This is a genomic window from Castellaniella sp. (assembly GCF_034675905.1).
Taxonomy (GTDB): domain Bacteria; phylum Pseudomonadota; class Gammaproteobacteria; order Burkholderiales; family Burkholderiaceae_B; genus Castellaniella.
This window is the reverse complement of the sequence record NZ_JAUCCV010000010.1, coordinates 851348-869357: the sequence shown is the minus strand read 5'-3', so window position 1 is coordinate 869357 and position 18010 is coordinate 851348. Positions and strand designations below refer to the sequence as shown.

Annotated in this window: 14 protein-coding genes; 11 read left to right on the top strand and 3 right to left on the bottom strand. The window is 65.1% G+C overall.

The genetic code is table 11. The features are described 5' to 3' along the window. Positions 1–78 precede the first annotated feature (78 nt). The 6 genes from VDP79_RS14385 (at position 79) to VDP79_RS14360 (ending at position 8515) form a co-directional block, all read left to right on the top strand. Positions 79–519 (top strand): MerR family DNA-binding transcriptional regulator, encoded by a 441-nt coding sequence (locus VDP79_RS14385; protein ID WP_323018844.1) that lies wholly within the window; start codon positions 79–81, stop codon positions 517–519. Positions 520–529: 10 nt separating this feature from the next. After that, the gene (locus VDP79_RS14380) at positions 530–1708 is read left to right on the top strand and encodes an isovaleryl-CoA dehydrogenase (RefSeq protein WP_323018843.1); all 1179 of its coding nucleotides are present in this window, start codon (positions 530–532) and stop codon (positions 1706–1708) included. 4 nt (positions 1709–1712) lie between these two features. Beyond that, complete coding sequence (gene aceK / locus VDP79_RS14375; RefSeq protein WP_323018842.1) at positions 1713–3590, top strand: bifunctional isocitrate dehydrogenase kinase/phosphatase; 1878 nt, start codon at positions 1713–1715, stop codon at positions 3588–3590. Next, positions 3583–4764, top strand: a complete 1182-nt coding sequence (locus VDP79_RS14370; RefSeq protein WP_323018841.1) for an acetyl-CoA C-acyltransferase — start codon at positions 3583–3585, stop codon at positions 4762–4764. The genes aceK and VDP79_RS14370 overlap by 8 nt, the downstream gene beginning before the upstream one ends. Before the next feature lie 113 nt (positions 4765–4877). Continuing rightward, positions 4878–6479, top strand: a complete 1602-nt coding sequence (locus VDP79_RS14365) for a carboxyl transferase domain-containing protein (protein ID WP_323018840.1) — start codon at positions 4878–4880, stop codon at positions 6477–6479. Between the two features lie 14 nt (positions 6480–6493). Further along, entirely contained in the window at positions 6494–8515 is a 2022-nt protein-coding gene (locus tag VDP79_RS14360) for an acetyl/propionyl/methylcrotonyl-CoA carboxylase subunit alpha (protein ID WP_323018839.1), read from the top strand. A gap of 38 nt (positions 8516–8553) precedes the next feature. Here the strand turns inward: VDP79_RS14360 and VDP79_RS14355 are convergent, their stop codons facing one another. After that, positions 8554–9015, bottom strand: a complete 462-nt coding sequence (locus VDP79_RS14355) for a hypothetical protein (protein WP_323018838.1) — start codon at positions 9013–9015, stop codon at positions 8554–8556. Positions 9016–9150: 135 nt separating this feature from the next. On the opposite strand from VDP79_RS14355, the gene VDP79_RS14350 reads away from it, so the two are divergent. Together VDP79_RS14350 and gluQRS are read left to right on the top strand one after the other, a co-directional pair. After that, on the top strand, positions 9151–9621 hold the full coding sequence (locus tag VDP79_RS14350; protein ID WP_323018971.1) for a DUF494 domain-containing protein: 471 nt from the start codon (positions 9151–9153) through the stop codon (positions 9619–9621). A 20-nt stretch (positions 9622–9641) separates the two neighbouring features. Continuing rightward, a complete protein-coding gene (gene gluQRS, locus VDP79_RS14345) occupies positions 9642–10550 on the top strand; it encodes a tRNA glutamyl-Q(34) synthetase GluQRS (protein ID WP_323018837.1) in 909 nt (302 codons plus the stop codon). Positions 10551–10566: 16 nt separating this feature from the next. Here gluQRS and VDP79_RS14340 read toward each other — a convergent pair whose 3' ends face one another. Then, a complete protein-coding gene (locus VDP79_RS14340) occupies positions 10567–13044 on the bottom strand; it encodes a GDYXXLXY domain-containing protein (protein WP_323018836.1) in 2478 nt (825 codons plus the stop codon). Positions 13045–13108: 64 nt separating this feature from the next. Between VDP79_RS14340 and VDP79_RS14335 the strand changes: the two genes are divergently transcribed. Continuing rightward, positions 13109–15742, top strand: coding sequence for a DNA topoisomerase III (locus VDP79_RS14335; protein ID WP_323018835.1), 2634 nt, complete (start codon positions 13109–13111; stop codon positions 15740–15742). A gap of 58 nt (positions 15743–15800) precedes the next feature. On the opposite strand, the gene VDP79_RS14330 is transcribed toward VDP79_RS14335, so the two are convergent. Continuing rightward, positions 15801–16859, bottom strand: coding sequence for a LacI family DNA-binding transcriptional regulator (locus tag VDP79_RS14330; protein ID WP_323018834.1), 1059 nt, complete (start codon positions 16857–16859; stop codon positions 15801–15803). A gap of 185 nt (positions 16860–17044) precedes the next feature. Between VDP79_RS14330 and VDP79_RS14325 the strand changes: the two genes are divergently transcribed. Beyond that, positions 17045–17539: a gluconokinase gene (locus tag VDP79_RS14325; RefSeq protein WP_323018833.1), complete on the top strand. Its 495-nt coding sequence runs from the start codon at positions 17045–17047 to the stop codon at positions 17537–17539. Next, complete coding sequence (locus VDP79_RS14320; RefSeq protein ID WP_323018832.1) at positions 17526–18008, top strand: TRAP transporter small permease; 483 nt, start codon at positions 17526–17528, stop codon at positions 18006–18008. The genes VDP79_RS14325 and VDP79_RS14320 overlap by 14 nt, the downstream gene beginning before the upstream one ends. Positions 18009–18010: the final 2 nt, after the last annotated feature.

Sequence of the window (18010 nt, the reverse complement as noted above, 5' to 3'; positions counted from 1 at the left end):
TATGTCAGAGTCTGATCTTTACGTTAACGTAAACTGCATGCATAATAAAACCTTCCTGAATCTTCATCAGCGGTCCTCATGAGCCAAGCCACCTGGACCATTTCCGAGCTTGCCCGGGAATTCGACGTCACGCCGCGCACGATCCGTTTCTACGAGGATCAGGGCATCGTCAGCCCCAGCCGCGCCGGGCGCAACCGCGTCTATGCGTCGCGTGACCGCGCCCGCCTGAAACTGGCGCTGCGGGGCCGCCGTCTGGGCCTGCAACTAGCGGAAATCGTCACCCTGATCGACCTGTACGACCGCCATCATGGCAGCACGACCGCCCAGCTGCAGCACTATGCCGACGTGCTGGACAGCCACCGCCAGAAACTGGAACAGCAGCGCTGCGACCTGGATGAAACCCTGAAGGAAATCCGCCGCCAGCAGGCGGACTGCCAGGCGCTGCTACGCGACCGGCGCAACGGCGCCAGTGCGTCTACCCAATCCTCCCAAGCTGCATCTGACCAGCCTCTCACCTAGGAGACACTCCATGGATCTACCCGGCCTGAACTTCGATCTGGGCTCTGACCTGGACATGCTGCGCGATGCCGTGCGCGAATTCGCGCAGGCGGAAATCGCGCCTCGCGCCGCTGCCGCCGACCGCGACGATCAGTTCCCCATGGACCTCTGGCGTAAATTCGGCGACCTGGGCCTGCTGGGCGTCACGGTGGCCGACACCTATGGCGGGGCCAATCTGGGCTACCTGGCGCACATGATCGCCATGGAAGAAATCTCGCGCGCCAGCGCCTCGATCGCGCTGTCCTACGGGGCGCACTCGAATCTGTGCGTCAACCAGATCCACCGCAACGGCACCGAAGCCCAGAAACGCAAATACCTGCCCGGCCTGCTGTCGGGAGAACAGATCGGCGCTCTGGCCATGAGCGAGTCCGGCGCCGGCTCCGACGTCGTCAGCATGCGGCTGCGCGCCGAAAAGCGCGGTGACCGCTACATCCTGAACGGCACGAAAATGTGGATCACCAACGGGCCGGACGCCGATACCTTGGTGGTCTACGCCAAGACCGACCCCCAGGCCCGCCAGCACGGCATCACCGCCTTCATCATCGAAAAATCTTTTCCCGGTTTTTCCGTGGCGCAAAAGCTGGACAAATTAGGCATGCGCGGCTCGCATACGGGCGAACTCGTCTTCCAGGACTGCGAAGTCCCGGCTGACAACGTGCTGGGCGAGGTCAACGGCGGGGTACGCGTGCTGATGAGCGGTCTGGACTACGAACGCGCCGTGCTGGCAGGCGGCCCGCTGGGCATCATGCAGGCCGTCATGGACGTGGTCGTACCCTACGTGCACGAACGCCAGCAATTCGGCCAGGCCATCGGCGAATTCCAGCTGATCCAGGGCAAGCTGGCCGATCTGTACACCACGCTGCAGGCCAGCCGCGCATTCTGCTATACCGTGGGCAAAAACCTGGACCGCCTGGGCGCACAACACGTGCGTCAGGTGCGCAAGGACTGCGCCGGCGTCATCCTGTACTGCGCTGAAAAAGCCACCTGGATGGCCGGCGAAGGTATCCAGATTCTGGGGGGCAACGGCTACATCAACGACAATCCCACCGGTCGCCTGTGGCGCGACGCGAAACTGTACGAGATCGGCGCCGGCACCAGTGAAATCCGCCGCATGCTGATCGGCCGCGAACTGTTCAACGAAACGGCCTGACAGCATGCGCAGCGACGGCGATCACCAGCACATCGAACCGGTCACGCCCCGGGGCCAATCCCCGGATGCGGTCGCCCGCATCATCCTGGCCGGCTTCGACCGCCACTACTCGTTGTTTCGCTACAGCGCCCAGCGGGCCAAGGCGCTATTCGAATCCGGCGACTGGCACGGCATCCAGCAGCTGTCGCGCGAACGCATCGAATACTATGACACGCGGGTGCGCGAATGCGCCACCACCCTGGGCCAGGCGCTGCGCGGCACGACGCCGGCGCAGACCGCCCCCGACACCGCCCTGACCGCCGAACAGCTGGAATTCTGGCAAGCCGCCAAGGCCAACTACATCGGCCTGCTGTCCAGCCACTTGCAGCCCGAATGCGCGGAAACCTTCTTCAATTCGGTGTCCTGCCGCATCCTGCATCGCAATTATTTCAACAATGACTTCCTGTTCGTACGCCCGGCGGTGGCGACCGAATACATCGACGGCGCCCTGTCCACCTACCGATCCTATTACCCCTTGACCGAAGGCCTGCTGCCCTGCCTGGTGCGCCTGGCGGCCGATTTCGGCTTGGCAGCACCCTACCAGGACCTGCCCGCCGACGCCCGCCGACTGGCTCGCATGGGGCTGCGCCACCTGCGCAACACCCTGCCGCGCGGCCTGGGCAAGCGCCTGGCGCCCGACTGCCAGATCCAGGTCCTGAACACCCTGTTCTTCCGCAACAAGGGCGCCTATATCGTCGGTCGCCTGATCAACCAGACAGCCATCCACCCCTTTGCCATCGCGCTGCTGCATACGCCCTCCGGCCACATCCAGCTGGACGCGTTGCTGCACACCAGCGACGATCTGAGCACCCTGTTCAGCTTTACCCGGGCGTATTTTCTGGTGGACATGGAGGCGCCGGCCGCCTACGTGGAGTTCCTGTCGTCGCTGTTTCCGCGCAAGCCCAAGGCCGAGATCTACACCACCATCGGCCTGCAGAAACAGGGCAAGACCCTGTTCTACCGCGACTTCCTGCACCATCTGGCGCATTCACGCGACAATTTCGATTACGCCCCCGGCATCCAGGGCATGGTGATGACGGTGTTCAATCAACCGTCCTACCCCTACGTTTTCAAGCTGATCCGCGACCGCATCGCCAAAGAAGGCATGGACGAGCCCACCGTGCGGCGCAAATACCAGATGGTGAAAAAACATGACCGCGTAGGCCGCATGGCCGACACCTGGGAATATTCCCAAGTCGCCCTGCCGCGCAGCCGCTTTTCCGCGCGCCTGCTGGCGGGTCTGCGCGCCGAAGTTCCCAGCCTGCTCGAAGAAACCGACGATCTGGTGGTGCTGAAGCACGTCTATATCGAACGGCGCATGACGCCGCTGAACATCTTTCTGGCCGGGGCGTCCGACGCAGCCCTGGAGTCCGCCGTGCGGCAGTACGGCCAGGCGATCCGCGAACTGGCAACCGCCAATATCTTCCCGGGCGACATGCTGTACAAGAACTTCGGCGTCACCCGTCTGGGGCGCGTGGTGTTCTACGACTACGACGAAATCCAGCGCATGACGGAAATGCAGTTCCGCCGCATCCCGCCCGCCCCCAACGAAGAGGCCGAACTATCCGGCGAGCCCTGGTATCCCGTGGGCGCCAACGACGTCTTTCCCGAAGAGTTCGCCCACTTCCTGCTGGGCGACACCAGGGTCCGGGCAGCCTTCCTGAAACACCATGCAGCGCTACTGGATGCACAATGGTGGCAAGACTGCCGCAGCCGCGCATCTCAGGGCCGTATCGAAGACATCTTCCCCTACGACCCCAGCCGGCGTCTGCAGCCCCCTAAACCCGCCGCTTCCAGCCCGGAAGCGGCGCCGCAGCCATCACCAGGAGCACTCCATGCCTGATTCCATCGTCATCGTCTCTGCCGTCCGCACGCCCATGGGCAGCATGATGGGCAGCCTGTCCGGCCTGTCCGCCCACGAACTGGGCGCCATCGCCATCCGCGCCGCCGTCGAACGCGCCGGCATCGCGGGCGAAGCCATCCAGGAAGTCATCATGGGCAACGTGCTGCAGGCAGGCCAGGGCCAGGCCCCGGCCCGTCAGGCGGCCATCGGCGCCGGCCTGCCCAAAAGCGTGCCCTGCAGCACCTTGCACAAGGTCTGCGGATCGGGCCTGAAGGCCGTCATGCTGGCCCATGACATCATCAAGGCCGAATCGGCCGACGTGGTGGTCGCCGGCGGCCAGGAAAGCATGAGCAACGCCCCCTATCTGTTGCTGCGCGGTCGCCAAGGCTACCGCTACGGGCATTCCACGGTCTACGACCATATGGCTCTGGACGGTCTGGAAGACGCCTACCAGCGCGGCACGGCCATGGGCGTGTTCGCCGAGGACTGCGTCTCGAAATACCATTTCACCCGCGAAGATCAGGACGCCTTTTCCCTGGAATCCCTGAAACGCGCCCGCCAGGCATCCGAAGACGGCAGCTTCAAATGGGAAATCACGCCTGTCACGATCCCCGGCCGCAAGGGCGACACGGTGGTCGATACCGACGAGGCGCCTTTCAAGGCCATGCCGGAAAAAATCCCCACCCTGAAGCCGGCCTTCAAGAAGGATGGCACCGTGACGGCGGCCAATTCTTCGTCCATTTCCGACGGCGCCTCGGCGCTGGTGGTGATGCGCGCGTCCAAGGCCCAGGAACTGGGCGCCAAGCCCCTGGCCCGCATCGTGGCCCACACCCAGCATGCCCAGGAACCCCAGTGGTTCACCACCGCGCCGGTGGGCGCCATCCAGAAACTGCTGGCCAAGACCGGCTGGAAGGCGGAAGACGTTGATCTGTACGAGATCAACGAGGCCTTTGCCGTGGTCACCATGGCCGCCATGAAGGAACTGAACCTGCCGCATGACCGGGTCAATATCCACGGCGGCGCCACGGCCCTGGGCCACCCCATCGGGGCCTCGGGCGCACGCCTGCTGACCACGCTGATCGGCGCGCTGCGCAAGACCGGCGGCAAGCGCGGTATCGCATCCCTGTGCATCGGCGGCGGCGAAGCCGTCGCCCTGGCCATCGAGATGCTCTAACGCCTTCACTGTCCTCGCAGGCCGGCGGTCATCCGCCGCCGACCTGCCTGCCGCGCTGCGCCGGCCACCCCGACGCAGCATCAGCGACCTGATCCTCTTTTCCAGGAAACTTCATGCCGGTCATTGAATCCCGCGTCAATCCACGATCACAGGAATTCCAGGACAACGCCCGCGCCATGCGCGCCCTGATCGACGATCTGCACCAACAGATCGCCCGCACCGGGCAAGGCGGCAGCGAATCCGCCCGCGCCCGGCATCTGGCGCGCGGCAAGCTGCTGCCCCGCGAACGGGTGGAACGTCTGCTGGATCCCGGCACCCCCTTTCTGGAACTATCGCCGCTGGCCGCGCACGACATCTACGACAATGCCTCTCCGGGGGCAGGCCTGATCACCGGCATCGGGCGCATCAGCGGCACCGAATGCGTCATCGTCTGCAACGATGCCACGGTCAAAGGCGGCACCTACTATCCCCTGACCGTCAAAAAACACCTGCGGGCGCAGGAAATCGCCCAACAGAATCATCTGCCCTGCGTCTACCTGGTGGACTCGGGCGGCGCCAACCTGCCCAATCAGGACGAGGTCTTTCCCGACCGCGACCATTTCGGGCGCATCTTCTACAACCAGGCGGTGATGTCATCCCTGGGCATCGCCCAGCTGGCGGTGGTGATGGGCTCGTGCACGGCCGGCGGCGCTTACGTGCCGGCCATGAGCGACGAGTCCATCATCGTGCGCAACCAGGGCACGATCTTTCTGGGCGGTCCGCCCCTGGTGAAGGCCGCCACCGGGGAAGAAGTATCCGCCGAAGACCTGGGCGGCGGCGATGTGCACACGCGCCTGTCCGGTGTGGCCGATCACCTGGCCGAAGACGATACCCATGCCCTGCGCCTGGCCCGTGACGCGGTGGCGCGGCTGAACCGCCCGGCGCCACCCGCCCCCGGCGCCTGGTCCGAACCCCTGCACGACCCGGCAGAGCTGGACGGCATCATCCCGCAAGACACGCGCAAACCCTACGACGTGCGCGAAATCATCGCCCGCATCGTGGACGGCTCGGCATTCGAGGAATTCAAGGCGCGTTTCGGCACGACGCTGGTGACCGGATTCGCAACCATCTACGGCATGCCGGTGGGCATCATCGCCAACAACGGCATCCTGTTTTCCGAAGCTGCGCAAAAAGGCACGCACTTCATCGAACTATGCTGCCAGCGCAACATCCCCCTGGTGTTCCTGCAGAACATCAGCGGCTTCATGGTGGGACGCAAATACGAAAACGAAGGCATCGCCCGTCACGGCGCAAAAATGGTGACGGCGGTCTCCACCGCCGCCGTGCCGAAATTCACGGTGCTGATCGGCGGCTCTTTCGGCGCCGGCAACTACGGCATGTGCGGGCGCGCCTTCAGCCCCCGACTGCTGTTCCTGTGGCCCAACGCCCGCATTTCCGTCATGGGCGGCGAACAGGCCGCCAGCGTGCTGGCCACCGTGCGCCGCGACAGCATCGAGCGCAAGGGCGGGCAATGGTCCGCTGACGAAGAAGCCGCCTTCAAGGCGCCCATCCGCGAGCAGTACGAACACGAAGGCCACCCCTACTATTCCACGGCGCGGCTCTGGGACGACGGCATCATCGCCCCGTCCGATACGCGGCGGGTGCTGGGCCTGGGCCTGGCTGCCGCTCGTCACGCCCCAGCCGAAGCCACGCGCTTTGGCGTGTTCAGAATGTAAGGATCACCGCCGCCATGTTCGACTCTCTCCTGATTGCCAACCGGGGCGAAATCGCCTGCCGCATCGCCGCCACCGCCCGCCGCCTGGGCATCCGCACCGTGGCGGTCTATTCCGACGCCGACGCACAGGCCCGCCATGTGCTGGCCTGCGACCTGGCCGTCCCCATCGGCGGCCCCGAGCCCAGATCCAGCTATCTGCGGGCCGATGCCATCCTGGACGCCGCCCTGCGCACCGGCGCCCAGGCCATCCACCCAGGCTATGGTTTTCTATCGGAAAACGCTGAATTCGCCCAGGCCTGCGCAGAGGCAGGGCTGGCATTCATCGGCCCGCCTGCTGCATCCATCGCCGCCATGGGCAGCAAATCAGCCGCCAAGACCTTGATGGCCGGCGCCGATGTGCCCCTGGTCCCCGGCTACTACGGGGACCGCCAGGAAACCGATTTCCTGCAGGAGCAGGCGCGCGCCATCGGCTATCCGATCCTGATCAAAGCCAGCGCCGGCGGCGGCGGCAAGGGCATGCGCATCGTCGAATCGGACGGTGAGTTCGCTGCCGCCCTGGCGTCCTGCCAGCGCGAAGCAGCCAGCAGCTTCGGCAATCCGCTGGTGCTGATCGAGCGCTATCTGCAAAAGCCGCGCCACATCGAAATCCAGATCTTTGCCGATACCCACGGACACTGCGTCCATCTGTTCGAACGCGATTGTTCCGTGCAGCGGCGTTTTCAGAAAGTCATCGAGGAAGCCCCCGCGCCCGGCATGACCGCCGAACGGCGCGCCGCCATGGGCCAGGCCGCCGTGGCCGCCGCCCAGGCGGTAGGCTACGTAGGCGCAGGCACGGTGGAATTCATCGCCGAACCGGACGGGCGCTTCTACTTCATGGAAATGAACACCCGGCTGCAGGTCGAACATCCCGTCACCGAAGCCATCACCGGCCAGGACCTGGTCGAATGGCAATTGCGCGTGGCCGCCGGCGAACCCCTGCCCCTGCGCCAGGACCAGCTGCACATCCAGGGCCACGCCATCGAAGCCCGCATCTACGCTGAAAATCCCGACAAGGACTTCCTGCCCAGCATCGGCCATCTGGACGTGCTGCAATGGCCGGCCCACGTCGGCTTTCAAACCGGCCCCGTGCGGGTCGACGGCGGCGTGCGCGAAGGCGACACCATCACGCCCTACTACGACCCCATGATCGCCAAGCTGATCGTGCACGGTCAAGACCGCGAACAGGCGCGCAAGCGCATGCTGCATGCCCTGGGCGCCGTGCGGGCGACCGGCCTGCACACCAACATCGCCTTTCTGGGGCGGCTGATGGACGATCCCGCCTTTGTGGCGGCAGACCTGGATACCGGCCTGATCCCCCGCGAACACGCGCGTCTGTTCCCGCCCGCCCAGGCCGTGCCGGACGGCGTCCTGGCGCTGGCAGCGGCTGCCGTGCAGCAGCACAGCGGCCTGCACGGGTCCGGCCCGACCAACCCGGACGCCGCCGCCCCATGGCAGCAGGCGGACGGCTGGCGCGTAGGCGGCGCCTATGAACGCCTGCTGATGCTGCAGGACACGCAAGGCGCCTATGCAGTACAGATGCAACGCCAAGGCGCAGACTGGCGTTTGCGCATCGGCGACGCCGATGGCCGGCCCTTTCATTGGCAGGCGGACGCACAACACCCCCGGCATCTGCGCGTGCGGCTGGGCGACGCGGAATACCGCGGCGAGATCTATCTGAAAGGTCTGCGCCTGGACGTCTTCACCGATGGCCAGCGCTACACCCTGGACTGGCAGGATCCGATCGCCCTGGCGACCGGCCGGATCGACGACACCGGCGGCGGCCTGACCGCCCCCATGCCCGGCAAGATCCTGTCTGTCGCCGTCGCCATCGGCGACAGTGTGCGCCAGGGTCAGCCCCTGGTCGTCATGGAGGCCATGAAAATGGAGCACACCATCGAAGCCCCCCACGACGGAACCGTGCAGGATGTGTTCTACGCGGCAGGGGACCAGGTGATGGAAGGCGTCACGCTGATTGCGCTGGAAGCATCTGAAAAATAACGGCGGCTTGCACGACAGGCTGCCGCATTGCTGCGCATTCAGCGTGCCAGCAGCGAAGCGACCTTCATGGACTGAGCCGAATCCAGTTTCAATTCCCGGATCAGATCGGCCAGCTTGTGCGTCATGGCCGACACGGCCCCGTTGATCTGCGAGATCTGCGACTGCAACTGGGCCGTCTGCTGCTTCTTGGCCTCTGGATCCAGACGCGAATCCGCCTGGATGGCCTGCAGTTTTTGATACAGTTCGGCCAGTTCCTGCTGCAGCTTGCGGATGATTTTCAGGAAGCTCTTGATGGCCTCGGGAAGATTGCTGTCTTCTATGTCCTGGAAGTCCCCCGCCTTTTCCGTCATCTGCGACAGGATTTTCCCCACGGGGGAGACATCCGAATCGGAAGACGGCGGGCTCAGGTACGCCGGCCCGTCACCCTGACCCCGCGCCGTCAGGCGGTTCGCAGCAGACTCAGCATCGGCAGCGGATCGCAAAGTACCAATGATATTCATGGCGGCATCTCCTGGCGCAAGCGCATAGACCCTTCATGACTCTTTACGTCGTCTGGCAACAGGTCTTTAGCAGCACGCACGCCATGCCGCCGCAAGCCAAGTACACTATCAAAGAACCTTGCCTTGCCCACCGCCATGTACGACATTCTGGTCTATCTGTTTGAAAACTACTACACGCCCCAGGCTTGCCCGCGCGCCGAGATCCTGGCCAGCAAGCTGGCGGCCGTCGGGTTCGAACACGAAGACATCGACGATGCGCTGAACTGGCTGCGCGGCCTGGCCAGCACCACAGAACGCTGCTTGCCGCTGGCGATCCAGCACGACGACGCGCAACCCCGCGCCGCCCGCATCTATACCGACGAGGAATACGCCGCGCTGGGCACCGAAGCCATCGGCTTCATCAGCTTCCTGGAACACTCCGACAGCCTGCCGCCAGCCCTGCGGGAAATCCTGATCGAGGCCGCCCAGGCCGCGGATCATTTCCCGCTGTCCCTGGCCGAAATCAAGGTGCTGGCGCTGATGGTGCTCTGGAGCCAGGAGGCCGAAGTCGATCACCTGGTATTCGAAGAACTGCTGACCGACGACGAAGGCCGGCTCTCACACTAGGCAGACGCAGGCCGCTGTCCATGCCACCGACACACGCCGCCTCTGCCTCTCACGGCTACCGGGGGCGCTTCGCCCCCAGCCCCAGCGGTCCGCTACACGCAGGATCCTTGGCGGCAGCCCTGGCCAGCTACCTGGACGCCCGCGCCCATCACGGCTGCTGGCTGCTGCGCATCGAAGACATCGACGAACCGCGCACCGTGCCGGGCGCAGACCAGACCATCCTGCACCAGTTGCAGGCGCTGGGCATGCACTGGGATGAGCCGCCCGTCTGGCAAACCCGGCGCCATGCCCTCTACGAACAAGCCTGCGCACCGCTGCGGGCGGCGGGACGCATCTACACCTGCCGCTGCACCCGGCGTGAACTGCCCGACGGCCCCTATCCCGGCACCTGCCGCCCGCCACCTGGAAACCCGCCGCACATATCGCTCCGCCCGCCTCTGGACGCGGCACAGGCGCAACACCGCCGGACACCGGCCTGGCGTTTCCTGGTCGAGCCCGGCATAGAGCGCTTTCAAGACCGTTGGATGGGCATGCAATCCCAGGATGTCGCCCGAGAGGTGGGCGACTTCATCATCCGCCGCACGGACGGCCTATGGGCGTATCAATTGACCGTGGTCGTGGATGACGGCCAGCAGGGCGTCACCGATGTGGTGCGCGGTATCGATCTGCTGGACTCCACCGCCCGGCAGCGACAGCTGGCGCGTGCGCTGGGCCTGCCCTGCCCGCGCGTCCTGCATGTGCCACTGGTGCTCGACCGGCAGGGACGCAAACTGTCCAAGCAGAACCACGCCCCCGCTCTGGACCTGGAACGGCCGCTGGACGCCTTGCAGCAGGCCTGGAGCGCTCTGGGCTTCGCAACCCTGCCAGCCACCCGGGTCGACGCTTTCTGGCCGCTGGCGACCGCGCAATGGGCGCAGCGCTTTGCCTGACATCCGATCCGCCTGATCACAAAGGCTGCTGCGATTCATCCAGCAAGCCCGCCAGCAAAGCAGTGCCATCTGCAGCAACCCGCAGCACGCCATACTTGGCCTTGGCAAACCGTTCCCCCTGGCCTTCGGCAAAGAACCAGTTGTCCGCCCCAAAATCCGCACGCCCCTTGCGCCAGCGAAAGGTCAAGGCAACGGCATCCGGCGTCGGCGGCGGCAGCGTTGCCGCAACCCCCTGCAGCTGCCAGACGCCTTGATCGTCACGCTGCAACAGCAGCCAACCACGGCCCGCAGCGCTCACTGCTTGCTCGTCAGCGGTCGATATCCGCAACCAATTGTGCGCCGCACGGCGCACGGCATAGTCGAGCACCATGTAGTCGCCTTGCATCAATGACCGGGGATCCACCGGGGCCAGGGCCAATACCACCTGCCGCCCCTGAGACAGGATGGTTTCGTAGTGCTGAACCTGCGTCTGCGCCAATCCCAGCACCAGCAGCCCGCCCGCCAGCACTCCCGCCGGCAAGCGGCGCCGCCGCACACCACTGGAACGAGGAACCGATTGCCGATGCCGCACGACCAGGCACACGGCCAGCGCTGCCAGCCAGGCAGCTGTCACTCCCAGGACCGCCGCCTTGGTCAGCAGGCTGCCCGCCTGCATGTCCAGGTAATGGAGCAGCAGTCCCAGCATGCCCAAGGGGACGGACAGCACCTGTAAAATCCGCCCCCCGGTCAGGCGGCCCAGCACCAGCCAGACCAGCGCCACCGACAGAACGGGTACATTCACCCAGCCCAAGCCGGCGACGCAACAGGCCAGCGGCGCCCCCACCCGCAAGCCGGCAGGCAAAGCGGGGCGGACTGCCGCCATCCCGGCGGCCAACAGCAGGCCCGGCAGTAACGCGCACAGGAACATGGCGGCCTGGCCGAACCAGGGCCATCTCCAGGCAGGCGCAGGCATAGCCTGCGCGATCAACAGCGCCACGCCTGCCGCCATGGCCATCAGGGCCCACGCCAGGGGACGCCAGACGGTCCGGTGCGATGCCCGCACCGACCAGATCCACAAACCCGTCCCCGCCGCCAGAAACCCCCACAGACGCCAAGCCAGCTGCGACGCTTCGATCCCCGACGCATCCGACGGCCAGGCGACGGCGTCGGCATCCGGGCCGGTCAGCCAGAATCCGATCCCCAGCACCAGCATCGCCGCCACCAGTCGCACGGCAGACTGCCGGGTGAAGAGATAGGCCGCACTGCCCACTGCCGTCAACGCCAGCAGGCTCGTCACCCGGTCTCCTCCCTCATCGACCAGGAGCACCGCGCCGCCTGCACACAGCAAAAGGCCCAACACGACCAGCACGGCGCCGACTTCTCGCCAGAGGTCACGGATTGTCATGCGTTCCGCCAGCAAGCCCGGCAGCATCAACAACACACCGGCCACCAAGGCGTCCGCCGCCGAATCCAGCTCGAAACTGACCGCCACCCAGACCCCCAGCAACAGCAGCACCGGCGTCATAGCCCCCACCCGCAGCACCGTCAGGTACCAGGGCGCCATCGCGCTTCTGTCCAGATCCGGATCGGCGGCGGCCGGCCCCGCCGCCGATCCGCCCGTGGAGCGCCACAGATGCATCACATGCCGCAGCGCCAACAGCGTCAACACCAACAGCAGCAGGCTCAAGCCCAGTACGCCGCTGATGGAATCCAGCATCTGCAGCCACCAGACCCCGACCATCCCGATACCGGCCAGCAGGGACAGGGCCACCACCGCCAAGTCCCGCCGCCCATACGCGTACACGCCATAGAGCACGGCGACCGGCGCCAACCCCGCCAACAGGCCCGGCGCAGCAGCCAGACGCGGGCCCAGCCACAGCCCCTGCACGACGGCGATGAACGCCCACCCCAGTACCGCCACGGCCAGAACCCGGCGGACCAGACGCCAGGAGTCGCGCAGGCGGTGATGCAGGCATTCCGCCAACCCGAGCAATCCGGCGTTCAAGACCACCAACAGACAGGCGGCGACCATCGCCCCGTCATCCACCCATGCCCATCGATGCAGCGTCGTCCACCCATCGGCGGCTAGCCAAAGGCTGAGATTCAGCAGCGCCGCCCACAACAACGCCAACAACACCGAAGGCATCAGCAGCAGCCAAGGCGTGATCAAGGCCGCCCACAACAGGAACAATTGCCAGCGATCTGCACCGGTTTGATATATTTGACCCAGGAGCGCCAGCAAGCCGCCGACCCCCAAGGCCGCCACGCCCGTCAGCAAACCCGCCCAGCGACTGTCGCGCCAGGCCAGGCCGGCAGCCAGCAATACGGTCAGTGCCAACGCCCCCTGAACCAGCGCCAAACGGGCCTGTGGCGCCATCTGCGGCCAGTTGGCGGCCACCCAGGACACCAACGCTGAACCGGCTAACAGAACGGCCAACAGACCGGCGCCCCAGGCCAGGTTTTGACGCCACCAGACCGGGCTTTCAGCTGCTTGCCAAGGTGTGACGACTTGCATGGTGCGGTGCCCCCTCGTATGATCCGCGCTATTGTGGTCGTAAAACGGCCACTCATGGAACCACATGACTAAAACTCTGATTATTGCTGAAAAGCCGTCGGTTGCTCTGGATATTTCCCGCGCCTTGGGGGGCTTCACCCGCGAGGGGGATTACTTCGAAAGCGAGCAATTCGTCCTGTCATCCAGTGTCGGCCACCTGCTCAGCCTGGTCGCGCCCAACGATCCGGTGCGCGGCAAATGGAGTTTCGCCCACCTGCCTGTCATCCCGCCGCAATTCGAACTCGGCCCGGCCGACAAACGGTCCGCCGAACGCCTGAAACTATTGGTCAAGCTGCTCAAGCGCAAGGACGTGGGCGCCGTCATCAACGCCTGCGACGCGGGCCGCGAAGGCGAATTGATCTTCCGCTACATCGTTCAGTATGCGGGCGTGAAAAAGCCGATCCAACGGCTATGGCTGCGATCCATGACCCAGGCGGCCATCCGCGATGCCTTCGCCAATCTGCGCGATGACGAAACCATGAAGCCGCTGGAAGCCGCCGCCCGGTCGCGCGCCGAAGCCGACTGGCTGGTCGGCATCAACGGCACCCGCGCCATGACGGCGTTCAACAGCAAGGATGGCGGCTTTTTCAAGACGCCCGTCGGCCGCGTGCAGACCCCTACCCTGGCAATCGTCATGGAACGCGAGGATCGCATTCGCAGCTTCGTCAGCCGGGACTACTGGGAAGTCCACGCCACTTTCGTCGCCGCCGCCGGCCTGTACGAAGGCCGTTGGTTCGATCCCGCTTTCAAGAAAAACGAGCAGGATCCGGATGCGCGCGATTCGCGCCTGTGGTCGGCCAGCGCGGCCCAGAGCGTGGTCAGCGCCTGCCGCGAGCAGCCCGGCACCGTGACCGAGGAATCCAAGCCCAGCACGCAGCAATCGCCCGCACTGTTCGACCTGACCACGCTGCAACGAGAGGCCAACTCCCGTTTCGGCTTTTCCGCCAAAACCACGCTGTCCCTGGCCCAGAGCCTGTACGAACGCCACAAGGCCCTGACCTATCCCCGGACGGACTCCCGCTATCTGCCGCAAGACTATGTCAGCACGGTGCAGCAGACCATGCAGGTCCTGTCCGACAGCGAATCAGGCGTCGCCCGATCGGTGCAGCCTTTCGCCGCCCAGGTCGTCGCCCAACAGTGGGTCAAACCCAACCGGCGCATCTTCGACGATAAAAAGGTCTCGGATCACTTCGCCATCATCCCCACCCTGCAGGTGCCGCGCGAACTCAGCGACGCCGAATTCAAGATCTACGAGCTGATCGCCAGGCGCTTTCTGGCGGTGTTCTTCCCGGCGGCCGAATTCCGCGTCACCACGCGCATCACGCAAGTCTCCGGTCATCAATTCAAGACCGAGGGCAAGATCCTGATCACGCCGGGCTGGCTGGCCATCTACGGCAAGGAATCACAAGGCGAAGACGCCTCCCTGGTCGCCGTGGCCGACGGCGAACGCGTGCGCACCGAGGACATCGAAGCCCGTCCCCTGGCCACCAAACCGCCCGCCCGCTTCAACGAAGCCACGCTGCTGTCGGCCATGGAAGGCGCCGGCAAACTGGTGGACGACGAGGCCCTACGCGAAGCCATGTCCGAACGCGGCCTGGGCACCCCGGCCACCCGGGCGTCCATCATCGAAGGCCTGATCAACGAAACCTATCTGCGCCGCGAAGGCCGCGACCTGATTCCCAGCGCCAAGGCCCGTCAGCTGATGACGCTGCTGTCGGGCCTGGGGGTCAACGAACTGACCTCGCCGGAACTGACCGGCGAATGGGAACATCAGCTGAAGCTGATCGAACAGCGCCAGCTGGACCGCGAATCCTTCATGCGCGAAATCGCGCAGATGACACAGGTGATCGTCAAGCGCGCCAAAGAATACGAGCGCGACACCGTCCCCGGCGACTACGCGACTTTGCAGACCCCTTGCCCCAAATGCGGCGGCGTGGTCAAGGAAAACTACCGGCGCTATGCCTGCACCGCCTGCGAATTTTCCATCGGCAAACATCCCGGCGGGCGTACGTTTGAAGTCCCCGAAGTCGAAGAACTGCTGGACAAGCGCACCCTGGGACCGATGACCGGTTTCATCAGCAAGATGGGCCGCCCCTTTGCCGCGGTCTTGCGCATCACCGACGAATTCAAGCTGGAATTCGATTTCGGCCAAAAGGACGACGAAGACGCCGAGCCTGTGGATTTTTCCGGCCATACGCCCCTGGGCGACTGTCCGAAATGCGGCGGCAAGGTGTTCGAACACGGCATGAACTACGTCTGCGAACACTCGGTGGGACCCGCCAAGAACTGCACCTTCCGCAGCGGCAAGGTCATCTTGCAGCAGGAAATCCCCGCCGAGCAGATGACGCAGCTGCTGGCGACCGGTAAGACCAAACTGTTCGACGGCTTCGTCTCCAGCCGCACCAACCGCAAGTTCAAGGCCTATCTGGTGCGCCAGGCCGACGGCAAGATCGGTTTTGAATTCGAGGCACGCGCGCCCAAAGCGGGGGCCAAGGCCGCCACAACGGGCAAGGCCGCCGCCAAAACCAGCACGACGAAGGCTGCCGCCACCAAGGCCAAAACGGCAAAAGCGCCTGCCAAAGCCAGCGCTAAAGCCAGCACCCGCAAGCCGGCTAAAAAGGCAACTGCCCCGGTAGACGACGACAGTCCGGCGTTTTAAACCCATCCACCCAGCGGCCTGAATCCGGTTGGACGAGAGCTATCTCGTCCGCCGCGGTTCAGCTGCTGGCCCGGATCTTCAATTCAAACCCAAGATCCAGCACGGGCGTGTCCACCGTTTCGCCGCGGATCAGCTGCAGCAGCATCCGGGCGGCGGCCTCGCCGACTTCCCGGCGCGGGGTGCGCAGGCTGGTCAATGCCGGCAGCATCTGCTCGTTGCCAGGCAGGTCGTTGAAACCCACGACGCTGACCCGATCCGGCACCGGAATCCCCATCCGCAGCGCTTCCAGCAGCGCACCATGCGCCAAGTCGTCGTTGCAAAAAAACACGCCATCCAGATCCGGGTGGGCGGTGATCAGCCGGCGGAACGCCTCGGCCCCCAGCGCGGCCGACGACGGCCTGTCGTCCAGGAATTCCAGACGGGGATCATGGCAGCCCGCCGCCGACAAGACGCTGCGGAAGCCTTCGGCGCGCTCCAGCGTGCGCGGATCCAGCTGCGCGCCCACAAAGGCGATGCGCCGCCTGCCGCGCGCCAGCAAGTGCTGCGCGACCGTCTGCGCGGCTTCCCTTTGCGACAGCCCGACGCAATACAGGGCCGGATCCGGGCTCAATTCCATCACATGCACGCAAGGCGTGCTGCTGTCCGCGATCAACCGCCGCTGCGCCTCGCTGCGATCAAAACCCGTCAGGATCAGACCGGCGGGCCGATGAGACAGATAGCTTTCCAGCAGCGCGGCTTCCCGGGCAGGCTGATACTGGGTGATGCCGACGAAAATCGGATACCCCGCATCCCACATGACGTTCTGGACGGATTCCAGCAGTTCCGTAAACAAGGTATTCGACAGCAAAGGGATCAAGACGACGACATGGCTGCTCTTGGCCGAGGCCAGCGCCCGCGCGGAGGGGTCCGGGCGATACCCCAATTGCGCGACGGCCGCCTGTACCCGCTCGGCCAATTCCTGGCGTACTGTGGTCTTGCCCGCCACCACCCGCGATGCCGTGATGGGGCTGACTCCCGCCAGCGCCGCCACATCCGCCAGCGTTACCCGACCAGTCGCCCGCGTGCGGCCGCGTGACGCCGCCGCCGGGCGCCGGTTCGAAGAGGAGGCATCATTCATACAGGAATTCCCTAATGTCCATTCAGCAAAGATAGCGCTATCTTTGCACTTCACCGCCATCGGCGCCAGATTCGTTGATCACAATTTTACGGAAAGCCCCTTTTTTTTCAATGCAAAAGATAGCGCTATCTCATTTATCGCCACAGACAGAGCATACCTGCCCTTCGGGACAGGCCGTCGTGGTCATGGGTGTCTCCGGCAGCGGCAAGTCTACCGTCGGCGACAAATTGGCGCAGCAGCAAGGCTGGGTCTTCATCGAAGGGGATGCCTTCCACAGCGAGCAAAACCACGCCAAAATGCGCGCCGGCATCCCCCTGACCGACGAGGACCGCTCCTCGTGGCTGGAAGCCCTGGGCCTGGAACTGCGCCGCCACGCCGCCCACGGCGTGGTCCTGAGCTGTTCCGCGCTGAAACGCGCCTACCGGCAGCAGTTGCGCGCCCATGTCCCCGATCTGGCATTCATCTGGCTGGATCTCGGACGCGAAGCGGCGGCCCAGCGGGTAGCCGGCCGGGGCGCCAGCCACTTCTTCCCCGCCACGCTGATCGACAGCCAGTTTGCGGCGCTGGAGCCCCCTTACGACGAGACCGGCCTGCTGCACCTGGACAGCGAGCACCCCCTGGACGATATCCTGCAACGCGCCGCCGACTGGCTGCAAAGGAGACCTCATGCCAACCCCTGAACCCAAACCCCTGATCCGCAAGGCGGCAGAAGCCTTCATGGCCGCCACGCTGGCCCTGATGGTGATCGCCGTCTTCAGCAACGTCGTGCTGCGCTATGCCTTCGGCACCGGCCTGGTGATCTACGAAGAACTATCCCGCCTGCTGTTCGTCTGGCTGGTCTGCATGGGCACCGTCGTCACCGCCCACGAAAACCGGCACCTGAGCTTCACCCTGCTGGTGGACCGGGTCGGCCCCCGCACCCATGCCGTCATGGGCGCCCTCGCCAGCCTGATCAGCGCCATCGTCCTGGGCATGGTGATCAAAGGCGCCTGGGACCAGGTCATCGCCGGTCTGCACAGCCACAGCCCCGTCATCGGCTATCCCTTGTCCATCGCGGCGGCCGCCACCCTGTTCATGGCCATCGCGATGGAAGTCCTGCTCTTCAAGCAGACCATCCTGGACCGCCTGCGCCCTCACACCGGGAAATAATT

Coding starts and splice junctions, on each gene's coding strand:
- VDP79_RS14385 (WP_323018844.1), top strand. CDS start 79: ATGAGCCAAGCCACCTGGACCATTTCCGAGCTTGCCCGGGAATTCGAC.
- VDP79_RS14380 (WP_323018843.1), top strand. CDS start 530: ATGGATCTACCCGGCCTGAACTTCGATCTGGGCTCTGACCTGGACATG.
- aceK (WP_323018842.1), top strand. CDS start 1,713: ATGCGCAGCGACGGCGATCACCAGCACATCGAACCGGTCACGCCCCGG.
- VDP79_RS14370 (WP_323018841.1), top strand. CDS start 3,583: ATGCCTGATTCCATCGTCATCGTCTCTGCCGTCCGCACGCCCATGGGC.
- VDP79_RS14365 (WP_323018840.1), top strand. CDS start 4,878: ATGCCGGTCATTGAATCCCGCGTCAATCCACGATCACAGGAATTCCAG.
- VDP79_RS14360 (WP_323018839.1), top strand. CDS start 6,494: ATGTTCGACTCTCTCCTGATTGCCAACCGGGGCGAAATCGCCTGCCGC.
- VDP79_RS14355 (WP_323018838.1), bottom strand. CDS start 9,015: ATGAATATCATTGGTACTTTGCGATCCGCTGCCGATGCTGAGTCTGCT.
- VDP79_RS14350 (WP_323018971.1), top strand. CDS start 9,151: ATGTACGACATTCTGGTCTATCTGTTTGAAAACTACTACACGCCCCAG.
- gluQRS (WP_323018837.1), top strand. CDS start 9,642: ATGCCACCGACACACGCCGCCTCTGCCTCTCACGGCTACCGGGGGCGC.
- VDP79_RS14340 (WP_323018836.1), bottom strand. CDS start 13,044: ATGCAAGTCGTCACACCTTGGCAAGCAGCTGAAAGCCCGGTCTGGTGG.
- VDP79_RS14335 (WP_323018835.1), top strand. CDS start 13,109: ATGACTAAAACTCTGATTATTGCTGAAAAGCCGTCGGTTGCTCTGGAT.
- VDP79_RS14330 (WP_323018834.1), bottom strand. CDS start 16,859: ATGAATGATGCCTCCTCTTCGAACCGGCGCCCGGCGGCGGCGTCACGC.
- VDP79_RS14325 (WP_323018833.1), top strand. CDS start 17,045: ATGGGTGTCTCCGGCAGCGGCAAGTCTACCGTCGGCGACAAATTGGCG.
- VDP79_RS14320 (WP_323018832.1), top strand. CDS start 17,526: ATGCCAACCCCTGAACCCAAACCCCTGATCCGCAAGGCGGCAGAAGCC.